Raw genomic sequence first — 21,613 nt, 5'->3', positions numbered from 1 at the left:
GTGCGATGCTGGATGCACCACTTAATGCGATGGCCGTATTTGCGCGCGTGGTCGAGTGCGGCAGCTTCTCGGCCGCCGCGCAGGACCTCGGCATGACCCCGTCGGCGGTCAGCCGCCACGTGTCGCGGCTGGAAGCGACGCTGGGCGCGAGCCTGCTGCAGCGGACCACGCGCGCCTTTGCGCTGACCGAGCTGGGCCAGTCGGTCTATGCCGCCTGCGCACGCATGACCGCCGCCGCGCGCGAGGTCACCGCGCTGGCCGGCGAGCACGGCGGTACGCCGCACGGCGTGCTGCGCGTCAGCGCCCCGGTTTCGTTCGGGCAAGCCTGGCTGGCGCCGCGGTTGCCGGCGCTGCTTGCCAGGTACCCGGGGCTGGACCTGCAGCTGACGCTGGCCGACCGCATGGTCGACCTGGTCGAGGAAGGCCTGGACGTGGCCGTGCGCATCGCCCGCGAACTGGCGCCAGGGCTGGCCGCGCGGCCGCTGCGCGAGGTGCGCTACCGGCTGGTGGCCTCGCCCGGCCACCTGGACCGCCACGGCACCCCGGCCACGCCCGCCGAACTGGCGGCCGCGCGCTGCCTCTACCTCGGCTACGGCAACTTCGGCGAACGCTGGACCATGCGCCGCCAGGCCGGCGGCGAGACCGTGGTGGTGCGCATCCCGCCGCGCCTGACGCTGAACAACAGCCTGGCGATCATGACCATGGTGGAGCGCGATGCCGGCATCGGGCTGGTGCCGGACTTCTCGCTGGGCAGCGCCCTCGAGGATGGCCGCGTGGTGACAGTGCTGCCGGACTGGGACATCCTCGAGCCCTACATCGGCACCGCCTACGCGGTGTATACGCCGACGCGGCACGTGCCGCCCAAGGTGCGGGCCTTTGTCGACCACCTCGCCGCGACCGCCGGCGACGCGCCGGTCTAGCTGAGCCTCACCCCTTGCCGAGGACCCGCCGCAGCAACCACAGCATGGCCTCGCGCACGCGTGCTGCATCGGCGCCCGCCTCGATCTCCAATGCCGCGCGGTCGAACGCCGCCGACAGCAGCGGCGCTAGCGCGCGCACTGCCATGTCGCCCCGCTGGCCGACACCCGCGGTATCCAGCCCCTCGCGCAGCGTGCGGGCGGCGTTGGCCTCGTCCAGCGCCAGCGTTTCGCGCAGCCCCAGCGCCGCCGGCCCCTCCACCAGCAGCAGCCGCGTGCGGCCCGGCACGGTCATCGCATCCAGGTAGGCCTGCGCGCCGGCGATCAGGGCCTCGGCAGGGTCCTGCCCATCGGGCGTGGCCGCCTCGATATCGGCGGCGACCGCCGCCGCTTCCTCGGCCAGCACGTGCCGGAACAGGTCGCGCTTGTCGGCGAAATGGTGGTACAGCGCGCCGCGCGTGATGCCGGCGGCGGCGCAGACGTCAGGCGTCGAAGTCTCGCCATAGCCGCGGCTGACGAACAGCGTGCGCGCGGCATCGAGCAGCGCCTGCCGGGTTGCCTCGGTACGTTCTCGGTTCGAGCGGGCCACGCATTTCCTCCTTGCATACATGCAGCCTGTATCTTAATATCAATTTACATACAGTCTGCATGTATCTAACAACCGAAAGGAGCCGCATCGTGAAAGTCACCAGCTACTACCCCGTCATCATGACCGGCGACGTTGCCGGCACGGCCGCGTTCTACCAGCGCCACTTCGGCTTCGTGGCCCTCTTCACCAGCGACTGGTACGTACACCTGCAGCTAGCGGACGACCCGGCGGTCAACCTGGCGGTGCTGGACGGCAGCCACGAGACCATCCCCGCTCTGGCGCGCGGCCAGTGCGCGAAGGGCTTGCTGCTGAATTTTGAAGTGGAAGACCCCGATGCGATCCATGACCGCCTGCGGGCGGCCGGGCTGCCAATCCTGCTGCCGCTGCGCGACGAGGCTTTCGGGCAGCGCCATTTCATCACCGCCGACCCCAACGGCGTGCTGATCGACATCATCAAGCCGATCCCGCCGTCGGGAGAATTTGCGGCGCAGTACGAGGCCGGCGCGCTGCCGGGCTGAAGCCGATGGGCCCCGCTCAGGCCGCGCAGACCCGGTACACCGCCAGGCTGCCGCGCCAGTTGACGCCCCAGCTGACGGTCACGCCCTCGTGCATCACCACGCGGTCGATCACGCGCAGCCCGACCTTGGGCGCGAGCGCCTCGAAGTCGCTGATGGTCAGCACGCGCACGTTGGGCGTGTTGTACCACTGGTAAGGCAGCGACTCCGACACCGGCATGCGCCCGCGGAACACCGACAGCCGGTGCGGCCAGTAGCCAAAGTTCGGGAACGAGACGATGCACTCGCGCCCCACCCGCAGCGTGTCGCGCAGCACCTGCGCGGTGTTGTGGATGGTCTGCAGCGTCTGCGACAGGATCACGGTGTCGAAGCTCTTGTCCTCGAACAGCGCCAGCCCGCCCTCCAGGTTTTGCTGGATGACATGCACGCCCTTCTGCGCGCACGCCAGCACGCCTTCGTCGCGGATCTCGATGCCGTAGGCCTGCACATCGAGTTCGTCCTGCAGCACGCGCAGCAGGCTGCCGTCGCCGCAGCCCAGGTCGAGCACCGTGGAATTGGGTTCGATCCAGCGCGCGATCGCGCGGAAGTCGGGGCGCAGCGCCAGGATATTGGGATTGGCCAGGGCGTTCATGCGCCGATCTCCTCTGCGATACGGTCGTAATAGGCGCGCATCAGGTTGTGATAGCGCGGGTCGTCGAGCAGGAAGGCGTCGTGACCATGCGGCGCGTCGATCTCGGCGTACGAGACCGGGCGCTTGTTGTCCAGCAGCGCCTTGACCAGTTCGCGGCTGCGGCTGGGCGCGAAGCGCCAGTCGGTGCCAAAGCTCGCCACCAGGAAGCTGGCCTGGGTCTGCGCGATGGCGCGCGTCAGGTCGCCGCCGTAGGCCAGCGCCGGGTCGAAGTAGTCGAGCGCGCGCGTAATCAGCAGGTAGGTGTTGGCGTCGAAGTACTCGGCGAACTTGTCGCCCTGGTAGCGCAGGTAGCTCTCCACCTGGAACTCGACATCGAACGAGAAGCGGATGTCGTCGGTCTTGAGCTCGCGGCCGAATTTCTCGGCCATGTCCTCGTCCGACAGGTAGGTGATATGGCCGATCATGCGGGCCACGCGCAGGCCGCGCTTGGGCTTGACGCCATGCGCGTAGTAGTTGCCGCCGTGGAAGTCGGGGTCGGACAGGATGGCGCTGCGCGCGACCTCGTTGAAGGCAATGTTCTGCGCCGACAGCTTGGGCGTGGATGCGACCACGATGCAGTGGCGCAGCCGGTCCGGGTACATCAGGCTCCAGGCCACCGCCTGCATGCCGCCGAGGCTGCCGCCCATCACTGCGGCGAACTGCGTGATGCCGAACGCGTCGGCCACGCGCGCCTGCGCGTTGACCCAGTCTTCCACCGTCACCACCGGGAAGCTCGCGCCATAGGGCTGGCCGGTGGCGGGGTTCACGCTCATCGGTCCGGTCGAGCCAAAACACGAGCCCAGGTTGTTGACGCCGATGACGAAGAAGCGGTTGGTATCGAGCGGCTTGCCGGGGCCGACCATGTTGTCCCACCAGCCCACGTCGCGCGGGTCGTCAGCATAGACGCCGGCCACATGGTGCGAGGCATTGAGCGCGTGGCAGACCAGCACCGCGTTGGAGCGGGCCGCATTGAGCGTGCCGTAGGTCTCGACCATCAGGTCGTAGCCGGCGATGGACGTGCCGTTGCGCAGCTTCAGCGGCTCGGCGAAATGCATGCGCTGCGGCGTGACCACGCCGACCGAATCGGGCGGCAGGGCGAGCGCGCTGGGCGCGGCAGACGGCAGGGCGACATCAGTCATGGAATCCGGGCCCGTGGCGAACGGGCATAAAAAAACCCGACCGGCATTTGCGTATGCAGCATCGCAGCCAAGTCGGGATTCACTGGATTCCTTGCGGGATTCCGCGTGCCGGCGCCATCCATTGCAGTGGTGACATGGGGCGCCGACCCAACCTCTTTAGCCGCATTTATAGTGGCAACCCGGACCTTGGTCCCTTGGCTGCCGCGCGCCCGCAAGCCAGTCATCAAATCGGCGCGACCGGGCAATTATAGAGCAATCGGCCCGGCATGTTGTTTTCAGCCCAGCAAGACCCTCAGGTGCGCCTCGACATGGTCCGACGGCGACTTGCGGAAGCCGCTCTTGGCATAGCGGTGCCACTGGCCCTGCACCGCCGCCATGATCAGCGCGGCGCGTGCCGGGATATCGGCGTCCGCGGGGAACGCGGCCTGTGTCACCGCCACCTTCAGGCACTGGCGCAGCGAGGCCTCGATGCGGTCCACCACCTGGTTGATGCGTTCCTGCAGGCGTTCGTGCTCACCCACCAGCGCCTCGCCGGTCAGCACGCGCGTCATGCCCGGGTTCTTCTCGGCGAACGACAGCAGCATGCGCACAATCGCATGGACCTGGCGCAGGCCATGCTCTTCCTTGTCGGCGATCTGGTTGATCAGGCCGAACACGGTCTGCTCGATAAAGCCGATCAGGCCCTCGTACATCTGCGCCTTGCTGGCGAAGTGGCGATACAGGGCCGCCTCGGACACGTTCAGGCGCGCGGCCAGCGCGGCGGTGGTGATCTTTTCCCCGCGCGGGTGTTCCAGCATGGTGGCCAGCGTCTGCAGGATCTGCACGCGGCGCTCGCCCGGGCGCGGGCGCTTGCGCACGGGCGCGGCCGGCGCCTGTTCGCCCGCCGGCATGTCGATGTCCTCGGCCCTGCCTGAAATGACAGCCTCCGGCTGGTCCCCGTTGCTCTGCGTCATGACCCGGTTCTCCGCATTCGTCGTTGGAGTTGATGCATGGATTGTACTTTTATGTCCACATAGGCCGGCCGGTTCGGCACGCGGGCACGTACGCGCGGCACGTTGTCGGGCTGCGCCTGCGGCGCCTGGGTCTCTGCCGCCACCAGCGTGACCGACTGCTCCTGCGCGGCGTGGCCGACATGGCGCCGGTCCTCGGCCTCCAGCGTGGAGCGTACCGCGGCATCGCGCCGGCTGCCGTCGTCGCGCGCCGCAGTGGGCACAGCAAGCGCCTCGTGCGGGCGCGACGGCGCGATCGTGCGCAGGTAGCCGGTCACCCATGCCGTGCGGATACCGGTGCCCGCATAGCGCTTCAGGTGCGACACGGTGTCTTCCACCAGCACCGCGCGATGGGGCGCGATGCCCGTCTGCACCAGCAACCGGCGCAGCATGCGCCGGTCCGGCTTGGGCCGCAGGTGGCCGTGCACCCACATCTGCTCGATCGCCACCACGCGCTCGAAGCAATGGCGGATGCCGGCAATCTCCATCACCGCATGCGCATAGTCCTGCGGCGCATTGGTGACCAGGATCTTGCGCCCGGGCAGGCTCCGCAGGTGCGCGGCCAGCCCACGCCGCACGCGCACCATCTCGGCCAGCGCCGGGAATTCATGCGCGGCGCGCAGGAAGTCCGCGGGATCGACGCCATGGTGGCGGATCATGCCGAGCAGCGTGGCGCCGTAGCGCTGCCAGTAGTCCACGCGCACGCGGCTGGCGGTGGCCTCGTCGCAACCGAGCACGCGCGCCACGTAGGCGGTCATCAGCCGGTTGATGGCCGGGAAGATTGCGTGCGACGCGTCGTGCAGCGTGTTGTCGAGGTCGAACAGCCAGACCGTGCGGCCTGAGTTGTCGCCCGCCGGGCGGCGGCGCAGGCGAGCGCGGACACGGCGCGGAGGAGGAAGACTGGAAGGCACGCCGGACGACTCGGAGGATATGGGGGTGTTCCGGGGCGGCTGGTTGTGGCCAGGGCCGCCCCGGCGGCTCCGCTCAGTGCGAGCGGATCATGGTGCCGAACGCCTGCTCGGTCAGGATTTCCAGCAGCAGCGAATGCTCGATGCGGCCGTCCACGATGTGCACCGAATGCACACCGCTCTTGGCCGCATCCAGCGCCGACGAGATCTTCGGCAGCATGCCGCCCGAGATGGTGCCGTCGGCGAACAGCTCTTCGATCTCGCGCGCGGTCAGGTCGGTCAGCAGGTTGCCCTTCTTGTCCATCACGCCGGGGATGTTGGTCATCATCACCAGCTTCTCGGCCTTCAGGATCTCGGCCATCTTGCCGGCGACCACGTCGGCGTTGATGTTGTAGGCCTGGCCATCGTCGGAGAAGCCGATCGGCGAGATCACCGGGATAAAGGCATCGTCCTGCAGCGCCTTGACCACCGCCGGGTTGATCGCCTCGATATCGCCCACGTAGCCGATATCGATGAAGGCGCCCGGGTTCTCGCGATCCGGCATCTGCAGGCGCTTGGCGCGGATCAGGCCGCCGTCCTTGCCGGTCAGGCCCACGGCCTGGCCGCCGTACTGGTTGATCAGCATCACGATGTCCTGCTGGACTTCGCCGCCCAGCACCCACTCGACCACTTCCATGGTCTCTTCGTCGGTGACGCGCATGCCCTGCACGAAGGTGCCGACCTTGCCGACCTTCTTCAGCGCCTCATCGATCTGCGGGCCGCCGCCGTGCACCACCACCGGATTCATGCCGACCAGCTTCAGCAGGATCACGTCGCGCGCGAAGCCGTGCTTGAGCTTCTCTTCGGTCATGGCATTGCCGCCGTACTTGACCACGATGGTCTTGCCGTGGAACTTGCGGATATACGGCAGCGCCTCGGCGAGGATCTCGGCTTTCAGCGCGGGGGCAATGGCGGCCACCGTCGTTGCGGCAGGCCCGGGGTTGTCGGCGTTCATGGGGGACATCCGTGAGATTCAACAGGTATGATGGCTAATCGGCCGCGTACCCGGGGGAAACCAACGGGGATCGCCCGAAAGTGCGCCATCCGGCCACGGCAGGCGCCGATTTTACAAGAAACCGCGCGGGGCGCGAGCCTGCCGGCCCAAGCTGCGCGCGCAAGCCGCCGGCAAGCGCCCCACGGGGCACCAGACAGCGCGCCGGCGTTCCGTCCGCGCAACAGCCGCCCCGCACTCGGTCACCTGAGCCCGATCACTGTGCCCCGATCACTGTGCCCATTTGGCAAGCCACTCCGCGCACCAGTTCCCACCATGCCAGAAACCAACCCCGCGTTGCCCCCTCCGATCCCGGCCCCGGCGCCGGCGTGCCGCCGATGAGCGACGCTCGCACGGTCCTCACCGGCCAGCTGCGCCCGGTCGAGCATTGCAGCCGCTGTGGCGCCGGTTTCGTCTGTGGCTACGTGGCCGGGCTGCCCGAGTGCTGGTGCGCCAGCCAGCCGCTGCTGCCGGCGCGGCAGATCGTGCCCGGCCAGCACTGCCTGTGCCCCGCCTGCCTGGCGGCGCGCCGGAGCGAGGATCAGGCGCCGGCCCCGGCCGTGGGCACGCCGGCCGGCTGAGCCGGCGCACTGCCCCACTGCATCACCAGCATCCCGGCCACGATCAGCACCGCGCCCGCCAGCCGCGCCGGCGTCAGCACACGCACGGCAAACCCGGCCAGCCCGAACTGGTCCACGAGCAGCGCCGCCAGCACCTGCCCCGCCACCACCGCGGCGATAAAGCCGGCGGCGCCCAGTTTCGGCGCCATCATCAGCGCGGCCGAGATATAAAACACCCCCAGCACCCCGCCGATCCAGATCCAGCCCGGCGCGCGCGCCAGCTGCGACGGCGCCGGCAGCGGCACCCGCAGCAGGCACAGCACCGGCAGGATTGCTGCCAGGCTGACCAGCAACGACACCAGCGTGGCCGACAGCGGATGGCCCAGCGTGCGCCCCAGCGTGGCGTTGGCACCCGCCTGGAACGGGATCACGGCACCGGCCAGTACCGCCGTGGCAAGCGGCAGCAACAGCGAAACGGGGATCGAAAACGGGACCTGAGTGACTGACATGGTGCGCTCCGTGAGGCAATATGCGATGCCTGCCAGTGTGAAATATCGCAAAGCGAATTCCCAATTCTGCTTTCGTACGTTTAATATTCGCCGAATGAATAGCCTACGCGGAATCGACCTCAACCTGCTGGTGGTGCTGGAAGCACTGCTGGCCGAGCGCCATATCTCCCGCGCCGCGCTGCGGCTGCACCTGAGCCAGCCGGCGGTGAGCCACGCGCTGGGCCGCCTGCGGCAGCTGCTCGACGATCCTATCCTGGTGCGCGGCAAGGGTGGACTGGTGCTGAGCGCGCGCGCCCATGAACTGACCGGCCCGCTGGCCGAGGCGCTGGCGCAGGTGCGCATCCTGCTGGGGCCGAGCGGCTTCCAGCCCGCCACCACGCGCCGTACCTTCCGCCTGGCGATGTCCGACTATGGCGCGCTGGTGGTGCTGCCGCGGCTGCTGCGCGCGGTGCGCAAGGCCGCGCCCAATATCGACCTGGTGGTGTCGCAGGCCAGCCGCGAGGGCATGACCGCGCAGGTGGCCGACGGCGAGATCGACATGGCGCTGGGCGTGTTCACCTACCAGCCCGAAGGCGTCAAATCCGCCGAGCTGTTCCGGGAGAGCTACGCCTGCGCGGTGGATGCGGCGACCGTGCGCGATTCCGGCCGGCTCGACCAGGTGGCTTACCTGGCGCGCTCGCACGTGCTGGTGGCCACGCACAGCGAACGCATGGATGCGATCGACACGGCCGTCGCCAAGCTCGGCGGGCGCCGCAAGATCGCCTGCGTGGTGCCGCACTGGAGCGTGGCGCCGGCGCTGATCGCCGGGACCAACCTGGTGCTCACCACCGCGCGACGCAGCCTGGCCGCGCTGGAAGACGACCCCCGCTATGCCGTATTCACGCCGCCGTTTGCGTTGGACGACTTCACCTTCAGCATGATCTGGCACGAGCGCACCGAGGCCGATCCGGCCCACGCGTGGCTGCGCGAGCGCGTACTGGCGGCGGCTGCCAATCAGGAATCGGAAGAGCCGATCAGCTTGCGCGGCTGACGGCGGAGTGCGGGCTTGGCGGGCTTGCCGCCACCCGGATTCGGTGGCTGCGGTCTGGCATCACGACGCTGGGTGGCGCCGGTGGCTGGCCTGGCGGGCCGCGTGTCCCCGCGAAAGACCAGCTTCTGCCGGGTGCCGTGCTGCTTGTTGGCCATGTTGGCTGGATGAGTGGATGGACGAGGCCGGGCCCGTCAGGCGATCAGTGCTTGTGCTCGCCGTGGCCGCCGCTCGCGCCGGCGGCAGCGGGCACCATGTCGCGCACTTCTGCCGTGACCTTCTGCTCGGTCACCTTGCCGCCCTGCTCGATCTTCAGCGTGATGGGCACGGTGTCGCCCTTCTTCAGCTGCGACTTCAGGTCCATCAGCATCACATGGTAGCCGCCGGGCTTCAGCTCGACGTCCTTCATCTTTGGCAGGTCCAGCGACTTGATCTGCCGCATGCGCATCACGTTGCCTTCCATCTTCATCTCGTGCAGCTCGGCCGTGCCCACCGGCGACGATACGCCGACCAGCTTCGCGTTCTCGTGCGCGTGCAGCACCATGAAGGCGCCCGATGCGGCCTGGGTCGGCACGGTGCCGCGCACCCAGGCATTGCTGACATCGACCTGGGCCAGCACGGCGCCCGAAGCCAGCGTGGCGGCGAGCGCGGCGAACGATGCGGCCACCGTGGCCGCGCGGATCTTGGCTTGCATGTAAGGCTCTCCTGAAAGCAGACATTAGACCATGCCGATGCCTGGCCGTGCCCGGCAAGGGGGGCGCCGGCGCGGCAGGCCGGGGAGCGCCGGCGCGGCGCATAGCCGGCTAGTCTGGCAGGCCGCGCGGCGCGCCGCCAATGCGGCAAGGTGTCGCACGCGCAGGTGCCCCGCGGCGGCATTGATACACTCGCGCCATGACCACCCGCGCCGTCGTGCCAAGCCTGCCCGAACTCCCCTTCCTGACGCCGCTGCCGGCCGGCTCCTCCGCCCGCCACGGCCAGGTGACGCTGCGCCGGCTGTTCTGGCTGCGCTGGGCGCTGCTGGCCGGGCAGGCGCTGACCATGCTGAGCTGCGACCCGATGGCCGGCATCCGGCTGCCCTACGGGCCGCTGCTGGTGGTGTTCGGGCTGCAGGCGCTGTTCAACCTGCTCACCGGCCTGCGCCTGCGCCAGCACACGCGGCGCAACAGCGCGCCCGGCGAGGCCGAACTGATGGGCCAGTTGCTGGTGGACCTGACCGCGCTGTCGGCGATCCTGTTCTTTACCGGCGGCGCCACCAACCCCTTCGTCTCGTTCTACCTGCCCGGCCTCGCCATTGCCGCGGCGATCCTGCCCTGGCGCCAGGTGATCGCGCTGGCGCTGTACGCGCTGGCCTGCTACACGGTGCTGCTGTTCGAGTACGTGCCGCTGGACCTGCACAACCCCGACAACGCGGTGAACTACCACCTGGCGGGCATGTGGCTGAATTTCGTCGCCAGCGCGGTGATGATCGCGCTGTTCGTCGCGCGCCTGTCGGGCGTGCTGCGCCAGCGCGAGGCGCAGCTCAACCTGGCGCGCGAGCAGTTGCTGCGCGAGGCGCGCGTGGAAGACCTCAACGGCCAGGCGGCCGCCGTGGCACATGAGATCGGCACGCCGCTGGCCACGCTCGCGGTGATCGCCGGCGAACTGCGCGCGGATGCCTCCGACCCCGGCCGCGGCGCCACCGCGATCAACGCCTACCTGCCCGACCTGCAGACCATGGAGCAGCAGCTCGGGCTGTGCCGCACCACGCTGGCAAGGCTGCGCGAAGATCCCGCCACACTGGCGCCACAGCGCATCGACGGCTGGCTGCCGGCCTTTGCCGAACGCTGGCAGCTGCGCCATCCCGGCGCCGGCCTGCAGGCCGGCACCACCCCGGGCGCCGGCGCGCAAGCGGTAGAAACTGCCCGCGTCGGCCAGATCCTGACCATCCTGCTCGACAACGCCGCGCGCAGCCAGCAGGCCGCCGGCCGCGGCAACGAACCGCTGCAGCTGCAGATCGCGATGGAGCCCGGCTACACCGCGCCGTGGCTGTCCTTCCGCGTGGCCGACCACGGCGACGGCATCCCCGAATCCCTGCGCGGCCAGCTCGGCGAAACGCCGGTGGCCAGCCAGCACGGCGGCCAGGGTATCGGCCTGTACCTGGCGCAAAGCGCCGCCCGCCAGATGGGCGGCGAACTGGCCTGGCACGACCGCCCCGGCGGCGGCACCGTGGCCGAGCTGCGCCTGCCCGCGCTGTCCGCGCTATCGACGTTTTCCGCGCCTGCCGCGCATCCGGAACCATCGCGCCACCACTGAACATGACCGACACCTTCCACCCGGTACCTGAAGCCACCGCACCCGCAGGCACGTCCTTCCTGCTCATCGACGACGATGAAGTCTTCGCCGGCACGCTGGCGCGCGCGCTCACGCGCCGCGGCTATTCGGTGCAGGTCGCGCACGACGGCCGCAGCGCGCTCGCGCTGGCGTCGCGCACGGCCTTTGCCTACGTCACGCTGGACCTGCACCTGGAACCGCCGCCCGAAGCCGGCAGCACCGCGCCGGCCGAATCGGGCCTGCAACTGGTATCGCCGCTGCGCCAGGCGCTGCCCGACGCGCGCATCCTGATCCTGACCGGCTACGCCAGCATTGCCACCGCGGTGGCGGCGGTCAAGCAGGGCGCGGACGAGTACCTGGCCAAACCGGCCAATGTCGATTCGATCCTGACCGCGCTGATGGCGGGCGTGTCGGAAGAGGCGGCGCAGGCCGCAATGGAAGAGCCGGTGCCGCTGTCGGTGGCGCGGCTCGAGTGGGAACACATCCAGCGCGTGCTGGCCGAGCACGGCGGAAATATCTCCGCCACGGCGCGGGCGCTGAACATGCACCGGCGCACCTTGCAGCGCAAGCTGGGCAAGCGGCCGGTGTCACGCTAAAGGAAAAGGCCGCGCGTATTGCGCGGCCTTTCCGGTGACAAATGCTGCCGGTGTTTTACAGGCGCAACTGGACGTAGTCCCAGTCCAGCCCGTCGGCGCTGTCCTGCGGCGTGCTGCCTTGCGCGACGATGCGCATGGCGTCGCCGGCATGCCGGTCGGCCAGCGTGAACAGCGCGCCCGAATCCAGCGCCAGCGTCGCTGCCGCGGCAGTGGCCGCGCCGCGCGAACCCGATTGCGCCGCCTCGGCGGCGGGCACGGCGGGACGGATGCAGAGAAAGGCCGTCGCGGCGGCCAGCGCGGCCAGCAGGCCTCCTGTGGCGAGCACCACACGGCGGGTCTTGTATTGGATCATTGGATTTCTCCTGCCAGTGAGTTGAGTGGGATGCGGTGGCTCCCGCACCGGTCAATCGACCGTCAAGGTGACGAAGGGTCGCATTGACGCGCCTTCGCGCGCCAGCGTGCTTACCAATGCTTACGCGCCTTACCGGCATGTGGCAGCCGGATACGCACGGATATGAGAAATCCGTTCCCGCCAGGGGACGGAAACTGACCCACAGATGCAAAAAGGGCGCACCGTGGTGCGCCCTTCCCGCTTGCCGACAGTACCGACTTACAGCACGTAGCGCGACAGATCCTCATTGCCGGCCAGGTCGCCCAGGCGCTCATCGACATACGCGGCATTGATGGTCACGGTCTCGCCCGACGACTTGGTCGCATGGAACGACAGGTCTTCCAGCAACCGCTCCATCACCGTGTACAGCCGGCGCGCGCCGATGTTCTCCACCTTTTCATTGACCGAGAAGGCGATCTCCGCCAGCCGGCGGATGCCGTCATCGGCAAACACCAGTTCGACCGCTTCCGTGCTCAGCAGCGCCTGGTACTGCTTGGTCAGGCTCGCGTCGGTCTGCGTCAGGATGGCCTCGAAGTCTTGCACGGACAGCGAGTCCAGCTCCACGCGGATCGGGAAGCGGCCCTGCAGTTCGGGGATCAGGTCGCTCGGCTTGGACAGGTGGAACGCACCCGAGGCAATGAACAGGATATGGTCCGTCTTGATCATGCCGTACTTGGTGCTCACCGTGGTGCCTTCCACCAGCGGTAGCAGGTCGCGCTGCACGCCCTGGCGCGACACCTCGCCGCCGCCGATATCGCTGCGGCTGGCGATCTTATCGATCTCGTCCAGGAACACGATGCCGTTCTGCTCGACGTTGGTAATGGCCTTGTGCTTGAGCTCATCGTCATTGACGAGCTTGGCGGCCTCTTCGTCGATCAGCAGCTTGAAGGCTTCCTTGACCTTCATCTTGCGGCGCGCCTTCTTGCCCTGGCCCAGGCCGGCGAACATCGAGCGGATCTGCTCGGTCATGTCTTCCATGCCCGGCGGGCCCATGATGTCCATGCTCGGCATGCCGGCGGCCAGCTCCAGCTCGATTTCCTTGTCGTCGAGCTGGCCTTCGCGCAGCTTCTTGCGGAACACCTGGCGCGTGTTGGAATCCTTTTCTTCCGGCTGCGTAAAGCCGATATCGCGCGGCGGCGGCAGCAACACGTCGAGCAGGCGGTCCTCGGCCGCGTCCTCGGCCTTGGTGCGCACCTTCTTCATCTCGGATTCGCGGGTCTGCTTGATCGCCATCTCGGCCAGGTCGCGCACGATGGTGTCGACGTCGCGGCCCACATAGCCCACCTCAGTGAACTTGGTCGCCTCGATCTTGATGAACGGCGCGTCGGCCAGCTTGGCCAGGCGACGTGCGATCTCGGTCTTGCCGACCCCGGTCGGGCCGATCATCAGGATGTTCTTGGGAGTGATTTCCTGGCGCAGGGGCTCGGCCACCTGCTGGCGGCGCCAGCGGTTGCGCAGCGCCACGGCCACGGCCTTCTTGGCCTTGTTCTGGCCGATGATGTGCTTGTCGAGTTCGGAAACGATTTCCGACGGGGTCATGGTGTGCGACATGGTATCCGTTCAGTTGGGGCGCGGTGGGGCGTGCGGCCAGCCGGGCGTGGCAAAAGCTGGCAGTGGCTGGCCTTCGCTTATTCCAGCGTCTCGATGACGAAGTTGGTGTTGGTATAGATGCAGAGTTCACCGGCAATGGTCAGCGCCTTCTCGACCACGTCCTTCGGCGGCAGTTCGGTGTTTTCCACCAGCGCCTTGGCGGCGGACTGCGCATACGCGCCGCCCGAGCCGATGGCGGCGATGCCGCCCTCGGGGTCGAGCACGTCGCCGTTACCGGTGATGACCAGCGTGGTGTCGCGGTCGGCGGTGATCAGCATGGCTTCCAGCCGGCGCAGCGCGCGGTCCGAGCGCCAGTCCTTGGCGAGGTCGACCGCGGCGCGGGTCAGGTTGCCCTGGTACTTCTCCAGCTTGGCCTCGAAGCGATCCAGCAGCGAGAAGGCATCGGCCGTGCTGCCGGCAAACCCGACCAGCACCTTGCCGTTGTAGATGCGGCGCACCTTGCGCGCGGTGCCCTTCATCACGATATTGCCGAGAGTGACCTGACCATCACCGCCGAGTGCGACCTGATTGCCGCGGCGGACGCTGACGATGGTAGTGCCGTGATACTGTTCCATGGTGGCTTCCGTGAATATGTCAGGACCGTAGTTGGCGACGCCTCCGGCCGGTTTCAAGGCCCTCGCGTGCGCCGGGCGCGGTCTGACCAATATAGGATGCCTGCCGCCACGTTGCCCGGCGCCGCGCCCAAACAAAAAGGGCCATGCGTTGCCGCATGGCCCTTGTCCGCAACGCGCGGGGCCAGCGGCCCGCGCGCCTCGCACATCACTCCATCAGATCAGTCCGCGTACACGCCGGCTTTCTTGATCACCGGGGTCCACTTGTTGATTTCGGCGGTCAGGAAGGTGCGCAGCGAATCCGGCGTGGCGCGCTGCGCCGGCACGGCCTCGGCGCCCAGCTCGGCCATCTTGGCGCGGAAGGTCGGGTCGGTCACGGCCTTCTGCAGTGCCGCCGACAGCTTGTCGATCACCGGCTTGGGCGTGCCCTTGGGGGCATACATGGCGTGCCAGATCTTGACTTCCACGCCCGGCAGGCCCTGCTCGGCCGCGGTCGGAATGTCCTTGAACGCTTCCACGCGGCGCGACTGCATGGCCGCGTACGGCTTGAGCGCGTTGGCCTTGAGCTGGCCGGCGATATTGGTGGTCTGGTCGCACATCAGGTTGACCTGGCCGCCCAGGATGTCGGTCAGCGCCGGCGCGGTGCCCTTGTACGGCACGGTGGTCAGCTCGGTCTGGATCGCGCTCTGGAACAGCAGGCCGCACAGGTGCGAGGCCGAGCCGATGCCGGCGTTGGCCAGCGACAGCTTGCTGGCGTTGGCCTTGATGTACGGCAGCAGATCCTTGAAGTTGTTCGGCGGCAGCGACTTGTTGCCCACCAGGATCATCGGCACGTCGGCGATCTCGCCCACCATCTCGAAGTCCTTCAGGGGATCGAAGCCCAGGTTGCGGTACAGCGCCGGCGCGGTGGACATGCCGATATGGTGGATCAGCACGGTGTGGCCGTCGTTCTTGGCCTGCACCACCTTCTTGGCCCCGATGGTGCCGCCGGCGCCGCCAAGGTTCTCGATGATGATGGTCGCGCCCAGATGCTTGGACATGATCGCGGTCAGCTCGCGCGAGAGCTTGTCGGTCGGACCACCTGCGGCAAACGGCACCACCGCCGACACCGGCTTGCTGCCGGGATATTCCTGGGCGTACGCGCCCGACACCACACCCATTGCGCTGACTGCCAGCGCTGCCGCGACCATCTTTGCCACTCGTTTCATGCTCTCTTCTCCTGGTTCCCTTCAAATACCCGTCTGCAAGGCGTTGCCGCCGGCCCGGCCCCGGCTGTGGGGGCGCTGATTGCGCAGGCTCTTTGGCCGCGCTTTGACCATGCCGGCAGGCACCGCCGCCCCGCCGCACGCAGCGGCATGGGCGGGGGGATGATGTTAGCAACGCCAGACAATGTGCAGGTATAGGGGCTAACCCGCCTGCAACGCTGCACATATGGCGAGATACGCCGAAGATATGGGAGGAATGCACGGAAAAACGCGGGGTTCGCAGCGGCGGGGCGCTAGCGGAAAAAACCGAGCATTTCTTCAAGCAGCGGCTCGGGGGCTTCCTCCGGAATGTAATGCCCGCACGGGAGCGCGCGGCCGCTGACGTCGGCAGCCACCTCCTGCCACAGCGCCATCGGCTCGAAGCAGCGCGCCACCACGCCGTGCTCGCCCCACAGCACGCGCAGCGGCAGCTCCAGCCGGCGCCCGGCCTCGCGGTCGGCGCGGTCGTGTTCCAGGTCGATGGTGGCGGCGGCGCGGTAGTCCTCGCACATGGCATGCACGTGCGCGGGGTCGCGCATGGCGGCGACGTAGGCGGCCATGGCATCGGGGGCGAACGGGCTTGGGCCGGCCTGGCGCAGGCCCATCAGTTTCTGCAGGTAGAACTCCGGCTCGGCGTTGATCAGCGTCTCGGGAAAGGGCGCCGGCTGGATCAGGAAGAACCAGTGCCAGTAGGCGGCGGCGAAGGCCATGCTGGTGCGTTCGTACATCGCCAGCGTGGGCGCGATGTCCAGCAGCATCGCCCGGCTGACCGCCTCGGGATGGTCGGCGCACAGCCGGTGTGCCACGCGCGCGCCGCGGTCGTGGCCGCACAGCGCAAAGCGCTCGAAGCCGAACGCGGCCATCAGCGCGACCTGGTCCTGCGCCATGTTGCGCTTGCTGTACCCCTCGTGCCCGGGGTTGCCCGGCGGCGCGGAACTGCTACCGTAGCCGCGCAGGTCGGTGGCGATCACGGTGAAGTGGTCGGCCAGCGCCGGCGCCACGCGGTGCCAGATCAGGTGGCTCTGCGGATGGCCGTGCAACAGCAGCAGCGGCGGGCCCGAGCCGCCCTGCACGCCGGCGATCTCGATTTCGCCGACGTGGCGCCGGAAGGGCTCGAAATTGGGGAACAGCAGCGCGCTGGCGTCGTTCAGCATGGGTGTCTCCATGTGTGTCTGCTCTGTTTGACGGACATCTCTGTGCCGATCATAGGCGACAAACAGCACCTTCGGCTTGGTCGCACGGAGGTGGAGCCGGCAATACAACGCCGCCCCCGGGAAGTCCCGCTGACGCAACTGAATTGCATCAACCGGGGCCCTATGGTTAAATCGCCCCATGACCCGTCCCAGCCCGGACCGGCCGGCCCTTGCGCCGGAACCGGCGATCCCCCCGCCCCTGGAGGCCGCCCACGAGCGCCTGCGCCAGTTGGGCGCGCGCGTGACGCAGCCGCGGCTGTGCATCCTGGCCTGCCTGATCGGCAGCGACGAGGCGCTGACGCACCAGGCCGTGATCGACCGCCTGCCCGAGCAAGGCGAGACCGTCGACCGCGTCACCGTTTACCGCGTGCTGGACTGGCTGGTGGAACAGGGCGTGGCGCAGAAGCGCGCCGGCAACGACCGCGTGTTCCGCTTCAGCTTGGTCGAGCACGAGGCCGCGCGCGCGCAGGAGCATCGCCAGCACAGTCATTTCCACTGCACCCGCTGCGACCGCACCTTTTGCCTGGACGATGCCAGTGCGCCGGCGCAGCCGGTCGCGCCGCGCGTGCCCAGCGGCTTTGCCATCGAACATGTCGAACTGACCGTGAACGGCGTCTGCGCCGAGTGCGGCAAGCGCGCGCCCGCGCACTGAACACGGCCTTCTCAAATTCCCGGAGAACAACAAATGTCCAAACTGACCCCGGTCACGATCCTGACGGGCTTCCTCGGCAGCGGCAAGACCACCCTGCTCAAGCGCATCCTGAACGAGCCGCACGGCATGAAGATCGCCGTGATCGAGAACGAGTTCGGCGAAGAGAACATCGACAACGAGATCCTGGTACAGGACGGCCGCGAGCAGATCGTGCAGATGAGCAACGGCTGCATCTGCTGCACCATCCGCGGCGACCTGGTGCAGGCGCTGTCCGGGCTGCTGACGCGGCGCGACGCCGGCGAGATCGACTTCGACCGCGTGGTGATCGAGACCACCGGCGTGGCCAACCCCGGCCCGGTGGCGCAGACCTTCTTCATGGACGAGGAAATCGCCTCGCGCTACCTGCTGGATGCGGTGATCACGCTGGTCGACGCCAAGCATGCGCATATGCAACTCGACAAGCAGGAGGAAGCGCAGCGCCAGGTGGGCTTTGCCGACGCCATCTTCATCACCAAGTCCGACCTGGTCGGCAAGGACGACGTGACCGGGCTGCGCCACCGGCTGGTGCGTATGAACCCGCGCGCGCCGATCCGCCTGGTCAACTTCGGCGAGGCGCCGATCGACACCATCTTCGACCTGCGCGGTTTCAACCTGAACGCCAAGCTGGAGCTGGACCCGGAGTTCCTGCGCGCGGAGGATCACGACCACGACCATGATCACGACCACGGCGAGCACTGCGGCACCGACTGCGGCCACGATCACGACCACGATCATGGCCACGAGCACGACCACCACCATCACCACCACCATACCGACCGCATCGCGTCGTTTGTCTTCCGCAGCGACAAGCCCTTCCACTACGGCAAGCTGGAGGAATTCCTGTCCGGAATCCTGGCGGTGTACGGGGAAAAACTACTGCGCTACAAGGGCGTACTATATATGGAGGGCGTGGACCGCAAAGTGGTATTCCAGGGGGTCCACCAACTGATGGGCAGCGATATCGGCGGCAAGTGGGAAGACGAGACCCCGGGCACCCGGATGGTGTTCATCGGCGTGGACCTGCCCCGCGAAGCCATCCTCAAGGGCCTGGAGAACTGCCTGGCCTGAGTGCACCAGCCGCCCCTCGGGGCGGCTGCCTCCAGATACCGCCCTGCGGCGGCCCTCTCATTCGGGGTACCGGGGAAATACCGAAGTGCTGGCTGGCTTTCCCCCGTATCTCGGAAAAATTTGTTCAAGTACAATAGGCCGGATTTGATACCGGTGGCGCACCTTTTTTCCGCTACCGATATCTTGCAGGGCGGCGGTTGTCGTCAGCATGAGGCAGGCCGCCGGGCAGGTGCGGTCGCAGTGCTTCGTGCGGAGACCGCCTTTCCGCTTGGGGTACCCCGGCACGCGCCGTCACTGACTGACGCGAGAGAGAGGTGTCCCCATGACAGCCGCAACGAAGACAAAAGAAAGCCGCAGCAAGACTGGTAGTGCAGCGGCAGAGACGCTCAAGGCGCAGCCTGTGAAGGCCGCGCCCGCTCCCCGCGGCAGTACGGCGAACGCCGAAGCGGGCGCAACGAAGGGAGGCCCGCGAAGCAGCAAGACTGCAGCCAGCCAGAGTGAAACAACCGTGGCGCGCAAGCCCGCGGACAGCGCACCCGAGCGGACCCAGACGCCGCCGGCCGCATCAACAAGAGAATCAGCAGCAACCATGAGCAGCAACAAACTTCTGACTGAAGCTGAAATCCTGAAGATGAGCGACAAGGATTACATGAACGAAGCGCAGCTCGCCTTCTTCAAGCATCGCCTGGAGCAGCTGCGCGACGAAATCCTGAAGAACGCTGACCAGACCACGGAACACCTGCGCGAAACGGTCATCGTGCCGGATCCGGCCGACCGCGCCACCATCGAGGAAGAGCATGCGCTGGAACTGCGCACGCGCGACCGCGAGCGCAAGCTGCTGAAGAAGGTCGAGCAATCGCTGCAGCGCATCGAATCGGGCGACTACGGCTGGTGCGAGGAAACCGGCGAGCCGATCGGCGTGCCGCGCCTGCTGGCCCGGCCCACCGCCACGCTATCGCTGGAAGCCCAGCAACGCCGCGAACTGCGCCAGAAGCTGTTCGGCGACTGAGACGCCGCGCGCCGGCAACGCCGGCGCGGCAGGCGCGACGTGACGGCCCGGTTCTCCGGGCCGTTTGTGTTTGCGCTTACTCACGGCCTGGCGGCGCTTTGTCGTGGCGTCGCCACGGCCTACCATTGTCAGAATCCTCCGGCTGTCGCCGGCCCGGCCTTTCTGGTAAATTCGCAACTTTGTTGCAACAACGAGGCAACGGCCGCCGAGGTGCGCCCGCTGCCTGCCGTATTTTCTGTCTTTCTGCCCTCCTGCCATGGCCGATCGCCTGCCCGTCGCCGTGCTGTCCGGTTTCCCCGGCGCCGGCAAGACCACGCTGCTGAACCACCTGCTTGCGCATAGCGCGGGCAGCCGCGTGGCCGTGCTGGTCTGCGGCGCGCAGGACGGGCAGACGCTGGCGCCGCTGCCGCCGGGCTGCGAGGCCACCGTTCTGCCGTCGGGTGACGCCATGCTCGCCGAAGCGGCGCGGCTCGCCGCCGAAGGCCGCTTCGACGCGCTGCTGGTGGAAGCCGACGGCCTGGACGAGCCACTGGCCATCGCCGAAGGCTTCCTGTTCGAGGCCGAGCATGGCGCGGGGCCTGATGCCGCAGTGCAGCCCGACACGCTGGTGACGGTCATCGATGCCGCCACCTTCCTGCGCGACCTCAACGAGGCCGAGTTCCTCGGCGACCGCGGGCTGGCGCAAGGTGGTGGCGACGACCGCACCGTGGCCGAAGTGCTGCTCGCGCAGGTCGAGTTCTGCGACGTGATCGTGCTGAACAAGGCCGACCTGGCCGAAGCCGCCGAACTGGCGCGCCTGCATGCGGTGCTGCATGCGCTCAACCCGCGTGCCGACATCATCGAGGCCAGCTTCGGCAAGGTGCCACCGCAGCGCGTGCAAGGCACCGGCCGCTTCGACTTCGAGGCCGCCGCCGACGCCCCGGGCTGGCTCGCCGCGCTGCGTGGCGAGGTGCCCGCTGCCGACGCCGCCACCGGTGTGTCCACCCTGGTCTACCGGCGACGGCGCCCGTTCCATCCGCAACGCTTCGCGGACCTGATCCACACCGAGTGGCTGCGCGAACACGGCAGCGTGCTGCGCTCCAAGGGCCTGTTCTGGCTGGCCAGCCGCATGGAAACCGCCGGCGACTGGAACCAGGCCGGCGGCGTCTGCCGCCACGGTGGCGCCGGCGCCTGGTGGGCCGCGCTGGACCCGGCCGAATGGCCGAGCGACCCGGCGCAGCGCGCCGAAGTGGAAGCCGACATGTTGGTCGACGGCGCCCTGGCGCCGTTCGGCGACCGCCGCCAGGAACTGGTGCTGACCGGCGTGGAACTGGACCCTGCCGCGCTGTGGGCACGGCTCGATGCCTGCCTGCTGACCGACGCCGAGATGGCGGCGGGCGCGGACGCCTGGGCGGCTTACCCGGACCCCTTCCCTGCCTGGGTCGACGACTTCGACGACGAAGACGGCCACAGCCATGACCATGACCATGGCGATGACTGCGGCTGCGGCGACCCCGACCATGACCACGGCAGCCACGGCGGCCATCGGCATGCGCACTGACTGGTTCGCCCGCCTGCGCACGCACGGCCCGGGCCTCTTCTCCGCGCTGTGGCTGGCGCTGTGCCTGCTGCTCGCGCAGCATGCCGGGCTGACCCACCGTATCGTGCACGGCGGCGTGCTGCCGCCGGCGGCCGCCCTGGCCGCCACGGCCACGGCAACTGACACCGCGCCAGCGGCCGATACCGACCCGCACTCGCAGGCGCAGACCTTCACCGGCCACTCGTGCGTGCTGTTCGACGGCGCCACCGTTGCCGACACCCTGTGCGGCAAGCTGCCGCTGCCGGATCTCGCCTTCGGCAAACCGGTCAAGCCGGCCAACCTGGCCTGGCGCTGGCCCGACCTGCCCGCTGCACAACCCTTCCATTCGCGCGCGCCACCGGCGCCGGCCATCGCCCTCGCCTGATCCGGGACGCGGCCCTCGCCGCGCGCCCGGCCCATGAATATCCGTGCTGAACGCCTGCCACTCCGGCTGCGCGGCCACGCCCATTGCGGGCCGGCCGGCGCTGGGCGACCGCCGTGCCAGCCGGGCCGATTGCCACTGCCTCTCTCCGCGCGC

General features: G+C 68.4%; 24 protein-coding genes. 11 read left to right on the top strand and 13 right to left on the bottom strand.

Annotated features, from left to right (window positions below):
- Positions 1–5: 5 nt before the first annotated feature.
- On the top strand, positions 6–920 hold the full coding sequence (locus tag ABNX08_RS00855) for a LysR family transcriptional regulator (RefSeq protein ID WP_022533274.1): 915 nt from the start codon (positions 6–8) through the stop codon (positions 918–920).
- 7 nt (positions 921–927) lie between these two features.
- Here the strand turns inward: ABNX08_RS00855 and ABNX08_RS00850 are convergent, their stop codons facing one another.
- Positions 928–1,527, bottom strand: coding sequence for a TetR family transcriptional regulator (locus ABNX08_RS00850; protein WP_041680919.1), 600 nt, complete (start codon positions 1,525–1,527; stop codon positions 928–930).
- A gap of 68 nt (positions 1,528–1,595) precedes the next feature.
- On the opposite strand from ABNX08_RS00850, the gene ABNX08_RS00845 reads away from it, so the two are divergent.
- Positions 1,596–2,024, top strand: a complete 429-nt coding sequence (locus ABNX08_RS00845; RefSeq protein WP_022533272.1) for a VOC family protein — start codon at positions 1,596–1,598, stop codon at positions 2,022–2,024.
- 16 nt (positions 2,025–2,040) lie between these two features.
- On the opposite strand, the gene metW is transcribed toward ABNX08_RS00845, so the two are convergent.
- The 5 genes from metW to argB all read right to left on the bottom strand — a co-directional run bounded on the left by metW (position 2,041) and on the right by argB (position 6,721).
- Complete coding sequence (gene metW / locus ABNX08_RS00840; RefSeq protein WP_012351496.1) at positions 2,041–2,652, bottom strand: methionine biosynthesis protein MetW; 612 nt, start codon at positions 2,650–2,652, stop codon at positions 2,041–2,043.
- Positions 2,649–3,830 carry a homoserine O-acetyltransferase gene (locus tag ABNX08_RS00835; protein ID WP_022533271.1) on the bottom strand — a complete coding sequence of 394 codons (1,182 nt, stop codon included), beginning with the start codon at positions 3,828–3,830 and terminating at the stop codon, positions 2,649–2,651. The genes metW and ABNX08_RS00835 overlap by 4 nt, the downstream gene beginning before the upstream one ends.
- Before the next feature lie 275 nt (positions 3,831–4,105).
- Positions 4,106–4,783: a nucleoid occlusion factor SlmA gene (gene slmA / locus ABNX08_RS00830; protein ID WP_022533270.1), complete on the bottom strand. Its 678-nt coding sequence runs from the start codon at positions 4,781–4,783 to the stop codon at positions 4,106–4,108.
- Positions 4,780–5,730, bottom strand: coding sequence for a pyrimidine 5'-nucleotidase (locus ABNX08_RS00825; RefSeq protein ID WP_349604764.1), 951 nt, complete (start codon positions 5,728–5,730; stop codon positions 4,780–4,782). The genes slmA and ABNX08_RS00825 overlap by 4 nt, the downstream gene beginning before the upstream one ends.
- A 73-nt stretch (positions 5,731–5,803) precedes the next feature.
- On the bottom strand, positions 5,804–6,721 hold the full coding sequence (argB, locus tag ABNX08_RS00820; RefSeq protein ID WP_080745243.1) for an acetylglutamate kinase: 918 nt from the start codon (positions 6,719–6,721) through the stop codon (positions 5,804–5,806).
- Between the two features lie 374 nt (positions 6,722–7,095).
- Here argB and ABNX08_RS00815 point away from each other — a divergent pair, with 374 nt between their 5' ends.
- A complete protein-coding gene (locus ABNX08_RS00815) occupies positions 7,096–7,338 on the top strand; it encodes a cysteine-rich CWC family protein (RefSeq protein WP_022533267.1) in 243 nt (80 codons plus the stop codon).
- Here ABNX08_RS00815 and ABNX08_RS00810 read toward each other — a convergent pair.
- Positions 7,299–7,826 carry a DMT family transporter gene (locus ABNX08_RS00810; protein WP_022533266.1) on the bottom strand — a complete coding sequence of 176 codons (528 nt, stop codon included), beginning with the start codon at positions 7,824–7,826 and terminating at the stop codon, positions 7,299–7,301. The two genes, ABNX08_RS00815 and ABNX08_RS00810, sit on opposite strands and share 40 nt — an antisense overlap.
- Before the next feature lie 94 nt (positions 7,827–7,920).
- Here ABNX08_RS00810 and ABNX08_RS00805 point away from each other — a divergent pair, with 94 nt between their 5' ends.
- Positions 7,921–8,856: a LysR family transcriptional regulator gene (locus tag ABNX08_RS00805; RefSeq protein ID WP_022533265.1), complete on the top strand. Its 936-nt coding sequence runs from the start codon at positions 7,921–7,923 to the stop codon at positions 8,854–8,856.
- 199 nt (positions 8,857–9,055) lie between these two features.
- Here the strand turns inward: ABNX08_RS00805 and ABNX08_RS00800 are convergent, their stop codons facing one another.
- A complete protein-coding gene (locus ABNX08_RS00800) occupies positions 9,056–9,547 on the bottom strand; it encodes a copper chaperone PCu(A)C (RefSeq protein WP_022533264.1) in 492 nt (163 codons plus the stop codon).
- Positions 9,548–9,744: 197 nt separating this feature from the next.
- Here ABNX08_RS00800 and ABNX08_RS00795 point away from each other — a divergent pair, with 197 nt between their 5' ends.
- Complete coding sequence (locus ABNX08_RS00795) at positions 9,745–11,145, top strand: ATP-binding protein (protein WP_022533263.1); 1,401 nt, start codon at positions 9,745–9,747, stop codon at positions 11,143–11,145.
- Positions 11,146–11,147: 2 nt separating this feature from the next.
- Positions 11,148–11,759, top strand: coding sequence for a response regulator transcription factor (locus ABNX08_RS00790; RefSeq protein WP_022533262.1), 612 nt, complete (start codon positions 11,148–11,150; stop codon positions 11,757–11,759).
- A 55-nt stretch (positions 11,760–11,814) separates the two neighbouring features.
- On the opposite strand, the gene ABNX08_RS00785 is transcribed toward ABNX08_RS00790, so the two are convergent.
- From ABNX08_RS00785 to ABNX08_RS00765, 5 genes are all read right to left on the bottom strand, one after another.
- Positions 11,815–12,111, bottom strand: coding sequence for a hypothetical protein (locus ABNX08_RS00785; RefSeq protein WP_022533261.1), 297 nt, complete (start codon positions 12,109–12,111; stop codon positions 11,815–11,817).
- A gap of 258 nt (positions 12,112–12,369) precedes the next feature.
- On the bottom strand, positions 12,370–13,701 hold the full coding sequence (hslU, locus tag ABNX08_RS00780) for an ATP-dependent protease ATPase subunit HslU (protein WP_022533260.1): 1,332 nt from the start codon (positions 13,699–13,701) through the stop codon (positions 12,370–12,372).
- A gap of 77 nt (positions 13,702–13,778) precedes the next feature.
- Complete coding sequence (hslV, locus tag ABNX08_RS00775; RefSeq protein WP_022533259.1) at positions 13,779–14,315, bottom strand: ATP-dependent protease subunit HslV; 537 nt, start codon at positions 14,313–14,315, stop codon at positions 13,779–13,781.
- A gap of 218 nt (positions 14,316–14,533) precedes the next feature.
- Entirely contained in the window at positions 14,534–15,520 is a 987-nt protein-coding gene (locus ABNX08_RS00770; protein ID WP_022533258.1) for a tripartite tricarboxylate transporter substrate-binding protein, read from the bottom strand.
- 290 nt (positions 15,521–15,810) lie between these two features.
- Positions 15,811–16,710, bottom strand: a complete 900-nt coding sequence (locus tag ABNX08_RS00765; protein WP_022533257.1) for an alpha/beta fold hydrolase — start codon at positions 16,708–16,710, stop codon at positions 15,811–15,813.
- Positions 16,711–16,888: 178 nt separating this feature from the next.
- Between ABNX08_RS00765 and ABNX08_RS00760 the strand changes: the two genes are divergently transcribed.
- The 5 genes from ABNX08_RS00760 (at position 16,889) to ABNX08_RS00740 (ending at position 21,460) form a co-directional block, all read left to right on the top strand.
- The gene (locus ABNX08_RS00760; RefSeq protein ID WP_022533256.1) at positions 16,889–17,401 is read left to right on the top strand and encodes a Fur family transcriptional regulator; all 513 of its coding nucleotides are present in this window, start codon (positions 16,889–16,891) and stop codon (positions 17,399–17,401) included.
- 33 nt (positions 17,402–17,434) lie between these two features.
- Entirely contained in the window at positions 17,435–18,508 is a 1,074-nt protein-coding gene (locus tag ABNX08_RS00755; protein ID WP_022533255.1) for a GTP-binding protein, read from the top strand.
- A gap of 589 nt (positions 18,509–19,097) precedes the next feature.
- Positions 19,098–19,517, top strand: coding sequence for an RNA polymerase-binding protein DksA (gene dksA / locus ABNX08_RS00750; protein ID WP_010813282.1), 420 nt, complete (start codon positions 19,098–19,100; stop codon positions 19,515–19,517).
- A gap of 256 nt (positions 19,518–19,773) precedes the next feature.
- Positions 19,774–21,057, top strand: coding sequence for a GTP-binding protein (locus ABNX08_RS00745; protein WP_022533254.1), 1,284 nt, complete (start codon positions 19,774–19,776; stop codon positions 21,055–21,057).
- Positions 21,017–21,460, top strand: a complete 444-nt coding sequence (locus ABNX08_RS00740) for a hypothetical protein (RefSeq protein ID WP_349604769.1) — start codon at positions 21,017–21,019, stop codon at positions 21,458–21,460. Before ABNX08_RS00745 ends, ABNX08_RS00740 begins: the two co-directional genes overlap by 41 nt.
- Positions 21,461–21,613: the final 153 nt, after the last annotated feature.

The organism is Cupriavidus sp. DF5525 (genome assembly GCF_040149425.2).
GTDB classification, from domain to species: domain Bacteria; phylum Pseudomonadota; class Gammaproteobacteria; order Burkholderiales; family Burkholderiaceae; genus Cupriavidus; species Cupriavidus pickettii_A.
This window is presented reverse-complemented; position numbering and strand designations above follow the sequence as displayed.